The organism is Bradyrhizobium sp. P5_C11_2 (genome assembly GCF_054049755.1).
Genome location: NZ_JBFULT010000248.1, coordinates 1 through 10,542, shown reverse-complemented (window position 1 = coordinate 10,542; position 10,542 = coordinate 1). Strand labels below are relative to the sequence as shown.

9 protein-coding genes and 2 tRNA genes are annotated in these 10,542 nt (G+C 64.4%); 5 read left to right on the top strand and 6 right to left on the bottom strand.

All coding sequences use genetic code 11. The annotated features are described in order from the left end of the window. Window positions 1-1,565 (top strand): chaperonin GroEL (gene groL / locus ACXJL8_RS22205; RefSeq protein WP_456685591.1); only part of this gene is annotated, 1,565 nt, incomplete at its 5' end. Window positions 1,566-1,844: 279 nt separating this feature from the next. Beyond that, on the top strand, window positions 1,845-3,605 hold the full coding sequence (locus ACXJL8_RS22200) for a B12-binding domain-containing radical SAM protein (protein ID WP_456685590.1): 1,761 nt from the start codon (window positions 1,845-1,847) through the stop codon (window positions 3,603-3,605). Window positions 3,606-3,621: 16 nt separating this feature from the next. Here the strand turns inward: ACXJL8_RS22200 and lepB are convergent, their stop codons facing one another. The 5 genes from lepB to ACXJL8_RS22175 form a co-directional block, all read right to left on the bottom strand. Further along, window positions 3,622-4,368 carry a signal peptidase I gene (gene lepB, locus ACXJL8_RS22195; protein ID WP_456618291.1) on the bottom strand — a complete coding sequence of 249 codons (747 nt, stop codon included), beginning with the start codon at window positions 4,366-4,368 and terminating at the stop codon, window positions 3,622-3,624. Between the two features lie 212 nt (window positions 4,369-4,580). Next, window positions 4,581-5,744, bottom strand: coding sequence for a slipin family protein (locus tag ACXJL8_RS22190; RefSeq protein WP_456685589.1), 1,164 nt, complete (start codon window positions 5,742-5,744; stop codon window positions 4,581-4,583). Between the two features lie 336 nt (window positions 5,745-6,080). Then, window positions 6,081-6,146 (bottom strand) — tRNA-His (locus ACXJL8_RS22185). A gap of 4 nt (window positions 6,147-6,150) precedes the next feature. After that, window positions 6,151-6,220: transfer RNA gene (locus ACXJL8_RS22180), tRNA-Phe, on the bottom strand. Window positions 6,221-6,412: 192 nt separating this feature from the next. Continuing rightward, window positions 6,413-7,246 carry a LysR family transcriptional regulator gene (locus ACXJL8_RS22175; RefSeq protein WP_456618293.1) on the bottom strand — a complete coding sequence of 278 codons (834 nt, stop codon included), beginning with the start codon at window positions 7,244-7,246 and terminating at the stop codon, window positions 6,413-6,415. Between the two features lie 127 nt (window positions 7,247-7,373). On the opposite strand from ACXJL8_RS22175, the gene ACXJL8_RS22170 reads away from it, so the two are divergent. The 3 genes from ACXJL8_RS22170 (at window position 7,374) to ACXJL8_RS22160 (ending at window position 10,075) form a co-directional block, all read left to right on the top strand. Beyond that, complete coding sequence (locus ACXJL8_RS22170; protein WP_456618294.1) at window positions 7,374-7,967, top strand: cysteine hydrolase family protein; 594 nt, start codon at window positions 7,374-7,376, stop codon at window positions 7,965-7,967. A 12-nt stretch (window positions 7,968-7,979) separates the two neighbouring features. Beyond that, a complete protein-coding gene (locus ACXJL8_RS22165; RefSeq protein WP_456618295.1) occupies window positions 7,980-8,618 on the top strand; it encodes a glutathione binding-like protein in 639 nt (212 codons plus the stop codon). A 110-nt stretch (window positions 8,619-8,728) separates the two neighbouring features. Continuing rightward, the gene (locus tag ACXJL8_RS22160; protein WP_456685588.1) at window positions 8,729-10,075 is read left to right on the top strand and encodes a caspase family protein; all 1,347 of its coding nucleotides are present in this window, start codon (window positions 8,729-8,731) and stop codon (window positions 10,073-10,075) included. A 39-nt stretch (window positions 10,076-10,114) separates the two neighbouring features. Here the strand turns inward: ACXJL8_RS22160 and ACXJL8_RS22155 are convergent. After that, a partial coding sequence (locus tag ACXJL8_RS22155; protein WP_456685587.1) for an aldehyde dehydrogenase family protein occupies window positions 10,115-10,542 on the bottom strand: 428 nt, incomplete at its 5' end.

The following is a 10,542-nucleotide window of genomic DNA, read 5'->3' as shown; positions in this document are numbered from 1 at the left end:
CCGTCAAGGTGACGCTCGGCCCCAAGGGCCGCAACGTCGTCCTCGACAAGTCGTTCGGCGCTCCCCGCATCACCAAGGACGGCGTCACCGTCGCCAAGGAGATCGAGCTCGACGACAAGTTCGAGAACATGGGCGCGCAGATGGTCCGCGAAGTCGCCTCCAAGTCAGCCGATGCGGCCGGCGACGGCACCACCACCGCAACCGTGCTCGCGGCTGCGATCGTTCGTGAAGGCGCCAAGTCGGTTGCCGCCGGCATGAATCCGATGGACCTGAAGCGTGGTATCGACCTGGCCGTGGAAGCCGTGGTCGCCGACCTCGTCAAGAACTCCAAGAAGGTCACCTCGAACGACGAGATCGCCCAGGTCGGCACCATCTCCGCCAACGGCGATGCCGAAATCGGCAAGTTCCTCTCCGACGCCATGAAGAAGGTCGGCAACGAGGGCGTCATCACGGTTGAAGAAGCCAAGTCGCTCGAGACCGAGCTCGACGTCGTCGAAGGCATGCAGTTCGACCGCGGCTACATCTCGCCCTACTTCGTCACCAACGCCGACAAGATGCGCGTTGAGATGGACGACGCCTACATCCTCATCAACGAGAAGAAGCTCTCCTCGCTGAACGAGCTGCTGCCGCTGCTCGAGGCCGTGGTGCAGACCGGCAAGCCGCTGGTCATCGTCGCCGAGGACGTCGAAGGCGAGGCGCTCGCGACCCTGGTCGTGAACCGTCTGCGCGGCGGCCTGAAGGTCGCGGCCGTCAAGGCTCCGGGCTTCGGCGATCGCCGCAAGGCCATGCTGCAGGACATCGCGATCCTGACCGGCGGCCAGGCGATCTCGGAAGATCTCGGCATCAAGCTCGAGAACGTCACGCTCAATATGCTCGGTCGCGCCAAGAAGGTGATGATCGACAAGGAGAACACCACGATCGTCAACGGCGCCGGCAAGAAGGCCGACATCGAGGCGCGCGTGCAGCAGATCAAGGCGCAGATCGAGGAGACCACCTCGGACTACGACCGTGAGAAGCTCCAGGAGCGTCTTGCCAAGCTCGCGGGCGGCGTCGCGGTGATCCGCGTCGGCGGCGCGACCGAGGTCGAGGTGAAGGAGCGCAAGGATCGCGTTGATGACGCGATGCATGCGACCCGCGCGGCTGTCGAGGAAGGCATCGTCCCGGGCGGCGGCGTCGCCCTGCTCCGTGCCTCCGAGCAGCTCAAGGGCCTGCGCACCAAGAACGACGACCAGAAGACCGGCGTCGAGATCGTGCGCAAGGCGCTGTCGGCTCCCGCTCGCCAGATCGCGATCAACGCCGGTGAAGACGGCTCGGTGATCGTCGGCAAGATCCTGGAGAACAAGACCTACGCCTACGGCTTCGACTCCCAGACCGGCGAGTACGTCAACCTGGTCACCAAGGGCATCATCGACCCGACCAAGGTCGTGCGCACCGCGATCCAGAATGCAGCCTCGGTTGCGGCCCTGCTGATCACCACGGAAGCCATGGTCGCCGAGCTGCCCAAGAAGGGCGGCGCCGGCCCCGCAATGCCCCCGGGCGGCGGCATGGGCGGCATGGACTTCTAAGGTCCGGCCGTTCAGGCAAGCCAAAGAATGCGAAACCCCGGCAGCGATGCCGGGGTTTTTGTTTTGACACACGGTGCAGCGGCCCCCTCTTTCGTCGTTCCGGGCGGCGCGAAGCGCCGAGCCCGGAATGACAGAGACCGTGGCTCCTCACTGCTCCTATCCCGATCGCCCCATTCGTGTATGATCAAGGGCGCGCGCGATCGATCGAATATTTCTGTCGCCGCAAGATGCAATTAAAAYGAGGTTGGCGATCGAGCGTCCGCAGGATACCCTCCGCGCATGCGAACGAACCAGACATTCCGGCTTGTTCTCATCAAGCCGTCGCATTACGACAGTGATGGCTATGTGATCCGATGGTGGCGGGGAGGTCTGCCTTCCAATTCGTTGGCGTGTCTTCATGGCATCGCGCTCGATTGCCGCGAGCGCCGGGTTCTTGGCGCTGAATTCGACATCGACATTGAAGCGATCGACGAAACCAACCGGATGGTGCGGGTCGAAGCTCTGGCACGCTCGATCAAGGCCGCCAATGCCGGTATGGTGATGCTGGTCGGCGTACAGTCCAACCAATTTCCACGAGCGATTGATATCGCACGACAATTTCGAAGCCGGGGCATCCAGGTCGCGGTCGGCGGCTTCCATGTTTCGGGAACACTGGCGATGTTGCCGGATTGCGACCCAGACGTTCGCAAGATCATGGATCTCGGCGTGTCGGTTTTTGCCGGAGAGGCTGAGGGGCGTCTCGAGCATGTCCTGAAGGATGCCGTCGCCGGGCAGCTTCAGCCGCAATACAATTTCCTCAATGACCTCCCGCACCTCGAAGGCCAGCCGCTGCCGATCATACCCCGAGAGCAGATCAAGCGGGTGATAGGTCGCACCACTAGCTTCGACGCCGGCCGCGGCTGTCCCTTTCAGTGCTCGTTCTGCACGATCATCAACGTGCAGGGTCGCAAGTCACGTCGCCGAACTGCTGATGACATCGAGGCCCTTATCCGCGCCAACATCGCGCAGGGCATTCATGCCTTCTTCATCACCGACGACAATTTCGCCCGCAACAAGGACTGGGAGGTGCTGCTCGACCGCATCATCGAGCTTCGCGAGAAGGAAGGATGGCAGTTGAGCTTCACTATCCAGGTCGATACCCTTTGCCACAAGCTGCCGRAATTCGTGGAGAAATGCGCAAGGGCTGGCGTGCGAAGGTGCTTCATCGGTCTGGAAAACATCAATCCGGACAGTTTGCTCGGCGCCAAGAAGCGACAGAACAAGATCACGGATTACCGTGAGATGATGCTTGCCTGGAAGCAGGCCAAGATCGTCACCGTCGGCGGCTATATCCTGGGTTTCCCGAACGACACGCTTGCGTCGATCGTCCGTGACATCAAGATCATCCAGGACGAGTTGCCGATCGACATGCTGGAATTCTTCTTCCTGACGCCGCTGCCCGGGTCAGAGGACCACAAGACTCTGTACTCCAAGGGCGTCGCGATGGATCCGGATCTCAACAAGTACGATTTGGACCATGTCACGGTTGCGCACGCGACGATGTCGCAGGCCGAATGGGAAAGTGCCTACGCGACGGCCTGGACCACCTATTATAGCTGGACGCATGTCGAAACGATCATGCGGCGGGCCGCAGCTACCGGCAACAGCGTCAACAGGATCAAGACCTTCGTTCTCTATTTCAGAGGCTACCATCCTATCGAGCATGTCCATCCGCTCGAGGGTGGTGTGCTCCGCCTGAAGAGCCGGCATGAGCGCCGTCCACATCTGCCGACGGAACCGGCGTGGCTGTTCTATCCGCGCCTCGTCGCGGAAACGGCGACCAAAGCAGCTCGCTGGGCGACGCTCGCAATCCATCTCGAGCGGCTTGCGCGCAAGGTCAAGCGCGATCCGTATCGGCTCGCATATGCTGACAAGGCGCTGACGCCTTCGACCGATCAAACCGAGAGCCTCGAATTGTTCAAGACGAGATCAAGCCGGGCCTTTCTCGATCAGCGGCGACACATCGAAGAAGCGCAGGGGCGGAAGATGCCCGCCACGTGAGGCGCGCCGTCGCGCCTCACCACACCTTCCCCAGCCGCTCGAAGCGCGGCTCGCCTTCGTTGTTGAGCGACCAGAAGATCCGCCTCACCCGGCCGACGAGATTGTCCATCGGCACGAAGCCCATGGCTCCCATCGCGCGGCTGTCGGTGGAGTTGTCGCGGTTGTCGCCGAGCACGAAGAAATGGCCTGCCGGGACCGTGTAGACGTTGGTGTTGTCGTAGAAGCCGTTATCGATGCAGTCGTAGGTCTGGTAGCTCGCGCCGTTCGGCAGCGTCTCGCGCCAGCGCTTGACCCCGGCGCCGTCATCGGCACCGCAGGCAGAGCCGGCAATCACCTCTTTCAGAGCGACGCGCGTCACCGGGCGATCGTTGAGGATGAGCTGCCCCTGGCGCATCTGGATGCGATCGCCGGGCAGCCCGACCACGCGCTTGATATAGTCGACCGAGGTGTCCTTCGGCGTCCGAAACACGACGATGTCGCCGTATTCCGGCGCGGCGGCAAAGACGCGGCCCGAGAGCAGGGACGACGCAAGAGGAAACGAATAAGGACCGTAGCCGTAGGCGTATTTCGCGGCGAACACATAGTCGCCGACGACCAGCGTCGGGGTCATCGAGCCGGACGGTATGTTGAACGGCTGGAACAGGAAGAAGCGGATCAAGAACGGCGGCGACCACAACACCGGGATCAGCAGGATCAGGATGACGATCGCCTTCCACTCCCGGGATTGCGCCGACGGCCGGATGGTTTCCTGAAGAGTGGTCATGTACCGGCCCCTGCCCAAGATAATTTCAAGACAAATTCCAAGACAAATTCAAGACGATCTGCCATCGAGAGTAGCGCAAGCGATGGAACGCGCAATCCCGGCGCGCCGTGAGCTTGGTCGCGTATCTCCGCGACTGCGTTCAACGCGGGCGGCTCGGCCCGGACAGATGAAGGGCCGCCCGTGGGCGGCCCTTCTGCTTCACGCGCTGTCGTTCACGCGCTCTCGGGCGCCTTCAGGCGCACGAGCCGGGTCAGCAGGGCATCAAGGCCCTCGCCGTTACCGGCATGGAGGTCGATGCGGCCGACCTTCTCGACCAGCCGCTCCAGCGACTCCAGCTCCTTGAGCCGCAGCAGCAGGGGGTTCTCCTCCATCAGGCGGGCGGTGTTCAGGAGCGAACGCGTCGCCGCGGTCTCCTCCTGCCGGCGGATCAGGTTCGCCTTGGCGACCCGCTCCGCCTCCACCACCTTGTTCACCAGCTCCCGGATTTCGCCGGGCAGGATCACATCCTTGACGCCGAGCTCGGTCACCTCCACGCCGGACTCCGCGACGCGTGCGCGCACATAGTCGCGCAGCTCCGCATCCAGCACCGCCTTCGCAGACAGCACCTCGTCCAGCGTACGGCCGGCCACCGCCTCGCGGATCGCGAACTGCACCAGCCGGTACAGCCACGCATCCACGTCGGGCACGGTCGCAACCGTGCGCTCGGGATCGACGATCCGGCGGAACGCCGTCAGCGTCACCCGCAGCGCGATGCGATCCTTGGTCAGCATCTCCTGCGCGGTGATCTCGACCGCCTGGGGCCGCAGGTCGAGGCGCTTCACCTCGATCTTGCGGCCGACGGTCCAGAAGGCGTGCCGGCCGGGCGCGAGCCGCYCCACCAGCCGGCCCTCGACATAGAGCAGGCCGGCCTCGTGGTTCTCGACCACCGCTTCCATCACGACGGTCGAACGGTTGCGCTCGATCATGGTCAGGTGCCGCGCGCTGACCTTGGGATCGCGCGACACATCGATGCGCTCGACATCGATGCGGGTCGCGACCTTCCAGTAGACGCGCACCTGCCAGGGCGTCATCAGATGCACGGGCCGGCCGTCGAGGCTGACGATGGCGATCTCGTCCGCCTTGGTCTCGATCGCCTCGAACAGCTCGGCGGCGAGATCAGGCCGCGCGGCCTTCAGCACCGCGTAGCGATCCGCGGAGAATTCCTCACGGACCACATCGCGCACCTCGGCCTTGAGCTCGTGCAGGGGATCGAACAGGCGATGCTTGCCGGGCGCGAGCACGCGCACGAGCTGCCCATTGCGCGTAAGCAACGCACGCTCGCCATCCTTGACCGTCACGTTCAACGTCAGCAAATGCCAGGTCTTGTTCAAAGTCATTGGCACGCCTCCTTCGTTTGCGCCCGGCCGGATGCCGGACGACAGGTTTCGTTCGCAAAGGACGTGAGGACGCGGACGACGCTTCCTGAAAAATCGGCGGGCCGGGGCTTGAGCTTGCGTGACGACGGGCGCACGCGCGCGATCGCTCGACGCGTGTCGAGCGGTCATGCGGAGCCACCCGGCATCAGCGCAAGCGGTATCTACCCGCGGCGCAAAGCCGGTCTCACAGTGTCGTTGTTCGGACGAAAGCCTTTTGGGCAATGCGGCCGGACGGCGACTGAAGCGCGCGTCCGGTCCCCTTCAGAGGTATCAGCGTTTTAGGCTGAAACGGAGCGCTGGAGCGGGATTCGAACCCGCGACAGGATGAGTCACAATCATCTGCTCTACCAAACTGAGCTATCCTTTGTGCAAGAGACCGGAATCGAACCGATGCCTTCGGGTGTTCAACCCGACGCTCTCCATGAGCTACGTCCTGCGGTTTTCTTCATTCGGCGGAACACGAGACCGGAAACCGGATCGCGCCAGTCGGGATCTCAACGAGCCCGAACCCATGGCCTAGCGAAGGAGCGGGCTAATAGACGAAGCACGTTCGGGGTGCAAGGGGGAAAGCTGAGATTTTTCGTCACACGCCTTGCGCTGTGAYGCGATCGTCACACCGCGACGTGACGTCAAGTACGCGACATCTCCTGGAAGCACGCCCTCACCCAGTCGATCGTCACGCGCGTTGCGGCGTCGCGCTTGAGGTGGTTTTGCACGAGCAGCCAGACGTCGCGCCGCTTCGGCAGCAGCGTGGCACGCAGGCGGCGATCGCCGAGCAAGTCCGCGCAACTATACTCCGGCAACACGCCGGCGGCCTGATGCGCGCGGATCAGATTACGGATGACGCGAACGTTGTCGGTGACGCAGCGCGCGCGGGCTTGCTTCGTGCGCAGGAATTGCGTCTCCGGAATGGCACCGAGTTCGTCCGGATAGGCGCATAGCACCGGCTCGCCCTCGGTCGTAACAGGCTCGAAATAATACAGCTTGACGTCGCCGAGCCTGGAGATCGCGAAGTCACCCTTGTCGGGTTTGCGCAGCCGGATGGCGAGATCGGCCTCCCAGCGCGAGAACTTGACGTTCTCGCTCGAGGTGAGGAATTGCAGCGTCAGGCCGGGATTGGCGCGCAGGAAGTCGCTCGCGCGCGGCGACAGAACCTCCTCGGCGACCGTGTTGGTGGAGGCGATGCGCAGGCGTCCCACCGGACCTGCCAGGCTCTCACCGAGGCGACCGATCTCGGCGGCATGTGCGGCCATCGCCTCGACATGCGCCAGCACCGCCTCGCAACTCCGCGTCGGCCTGCGGACGCCGTCGGCGGCCTCGAACAGACGCAAACCGAGCGCACGCTCGATGCGCGACAGCCTGCGCCCGACCGTCGTCTCGTCGATGCGCAGCCGCGCGCTGGCGCCCGCATAGGTGCCCTCGTCCCTGACCGCAGCGATGATGCGCAGATCGTCCCAGTTCATTGTGCGAGGTTATACCGGCCGGGAGCGGCCTGCAATATTGCAGCCACCCGCTGCAATATCCCTGCATATCGGCAGGCATTCCCGGGGCTATGTTCGCAGCACCTTTTGCCCCGGAGATTTCCAGACCATGACGACCGCAAAGACCCTGCTGCAGCTCGCCGGTGCCGACCTCAACCCGCCGCGTCTTGGCGACGCCGCGCTGGTGCTGATCGATATCCAGAACGAATATCTCGCAGGTCCTCTCGCTTTGCCCGACGCCCGGCCCGCCATCGCGCGAGCGGCTGCGCTCCTGGCACGGGCACGCGAGAGCGGAGCCGCGATCATCCATATCGCCCATCGCGGCAAGGCCGGCAGCCTGTTCGATCGCGGCACTGAGCGCGGCGCCATCGTCGCCGAGCTAAGCCCCCGTGCCGGCGAGCTGGTGATCGAGAAGGAGTTGCCGAATGCGTTTGCCGGCACTGATTTGCAGGCGCGCCTTGCGGCAACCGACAGGAAGAACATCGTGCTGGCCGGCTTCATGACGCATATGTGCGTCAGCTCCACGGCGCGCGCCGCGCTCGACCTCGGCTTTCGCACGACCATCGACGCCGACGCCTGCGCCACCCGCGACCTGCCCGACGGCCGCGGCGGCACGCTGGACGCCCGGACCATCCACGAGGTTGCACTCGCCGAGCTATCCGACCGCTTCGCGATCATCGCGCGCGGCGATGCGCTGAAATAACGGAGCAACGCGATGCTGCAACTCTATTTCTCGCCGATGGCCTGCTCGCTCGCGAGCCGCATCGCGCTGATGGAAGCGGGCCTCGATGCGCGCTATCATCAGGTGCATCTCTTGACCAAGCAGGTCGCGGACGACGACAGCGATTTCCGCGGCGTCTCGCCGAAGGCCGCGGTGCCGGTCCTGGTGCTGGAGAACGGCGAACGGCTGACCGAGAGCGCGGCGGTGCTGCAATACATCGCCGATCTGAAGCCGGAGACGGGGCTCGCGCCGCGGTTCGGCGATCCCGATCGCTATCGCCTCCAGGAATGGCTGAGCTTCATCGGCGCCGAGATCCACAAGGCGTTCCTGTTTCCGACCTTCTGGTACAAGGACGACGGCTCGCTCGCCAAGCCGCGTGCCCGCATCGCGCATACATTGTCGGTACCATCAGCGCACCTTGCGGACCGCGAATTCCTCGTCGGCCACAGCTTCACCGTCGCGGATGCCCACCTCACCTGGGCCTTGCTGCTGCTGCGTCCCGCGGGGGTCGACATCGCGCAATGGCCATCCCTGTCGGCCTATCTCGAACGCATGCAGGCGCGGCCCGCCGTGAGGGAGGCGATCGCAACCGAGATGGGGCTGCGCAAGATCGTGGCGGCGAGCCCGGCGTGACAGGATGTCACGGCCGGCAAATTTGACGGTTCCAAAGCAAGGGCATTGATGCCGGCGCGGCATGCGCTAATCTGGAGGGATATTTTTCGATATTTCCCTGGAAGGCATTCATGCGTGCTCCTTCTGGAATATTGCCTCGATTTTTCCTGGCCCTCCTCGCCTGCTGGCTGTGCCTGGGTCCCGCATCGGCGGAAACGCGGGTCGCCCTGGTGATCGGCAACGGCGCCTATGCCTCTACGGCGCAGCTTCCCAACCCGTCGCACGATGCCGAAGACGTCRCGGCCTCGCTCAGGCGCAGCGGTTTCGAGGTGCTCCAGGGCATCGACCTGCGCCAGGCCGACATGCAGGACCTGACCATCCGCTTCGCGCGCGCGGCGAGCCGGGCCGACGTCGCCATGTTCTACTACAGCGGCCATGCGATGCAGTACAACGGCGTGAACTACCTGATGCCTGTTGACGCCGTGCTGACCGACGAAGCCGACCTGAAGCGCTTCGTGCGGGTCGACGACATCGTGAACGACCTGCAGCAGGCCAAGAACCTGCGCATCCTGGTGCTCGATTCCTGCCGCGACAACCCGCTGGCGGAAGGCCTCAAGCGCTCCGCGACCCGCGCCGCCTCGCTCGGACGGGGATTGTCAAAGGTCGAAGCGCCGCGCGGCACGATCGTGTCGTTCTCGACGCAATCGGGGCAGGTCGCCGCCGATGGCACCGGTCGCAACAGCCCCTACACGACCGCGTTCCTGAAGCACATCGAGGAGCCGCAGGAGATCGGCGACGTCTTTCGCGACATCAGCAGCGACGTCTATGACTCCAGCGGCAAGACCCAGCTGCCGGAGCTGTCGCTGTCGATCATCGGCAAGTTCTACCTGAACGGGCCGGTGTCGGTCACGGTCGCCCCGGCCGCGCCCCAAGCGGCGCCGCGGGCCGACCCGTGCGCGGCTGCGGAGGCGCATTGGAAGGCTGCGGACGGCATCGGCACGCTGGGGGCCTACGAGGACCATCTCGCCAGATTCCCGAATTGCATCTTCGCCACCCTCGCCAAGGCGCGGGTCGAAGGGTTGAAGCAGAAGACGGCGTTGGCACCTTCCGGTAACGCCAGAACCACGGGAAGCAAGGATTTCGACGGCAGCTGGGACGTGACGTTGAACTGCCCGACGACAGGCAAGGCGCAGGGCTTCACCAGGCCCCTGGCTGCCACCGTGACGAACGGCGTGTTTCACGCCGAGGCGCAGGGCCAGGGCAGCGTCAACCGGCTGGAGATCGACGGCCAGATCCCCGCGGACGGCAAGACCACCTTGAGCGCGCGCGGCACGACAGGGGCGAGCACTTACACCCTCAATAACCTGCCGCCCGGCTCTCCCTACGCATTTACGGTCGATGCGCAGTTCGAACGCACCCGCGGCAGCGGCAAGCGCAACGAGGCGCGTGCCTGCAACCTGGTCTTCGTCAAGCGCTGAGCCCCGCGATGATCGCGCTGCCTCGCGTGCAACGCTCTCTCACACGCCCGTCTGGCTGATGAACTTGGTGTTGAAGTAGCCTTCCATCGCCTCGGTCCCGCCTTCCGAGCCGTAGCCGGAATCCTTGATGCCGCCGAACGGCACTTCGGGCAGTGCCAGACCAAAGCTGTTGATCGACATCATGCCGGCCTCGACCGCCGCGCCGATCGCAGCCGCCGTCTTGGCCGAGCTGGTGAAGGCGTAGGAGGCAAGGCCAAAGGGCAGCCGGTTGGCCTCCTCGACCACGTCGTCGAAAGACGAGAAGCGGGAGATCAGGGCGAGCGGGCCGAACGGCTCCTCGTTCATCGCGCGCGCATCCTTCGGCACATCGCTCACCACGGTCGGCTCGAAGAAATGGCCCTTGTTGCCGACGCGTTTGCCCCCGGTTTCGAGCCTGGCGCCCTTGCCGACGGCGTCCTGCACCATGC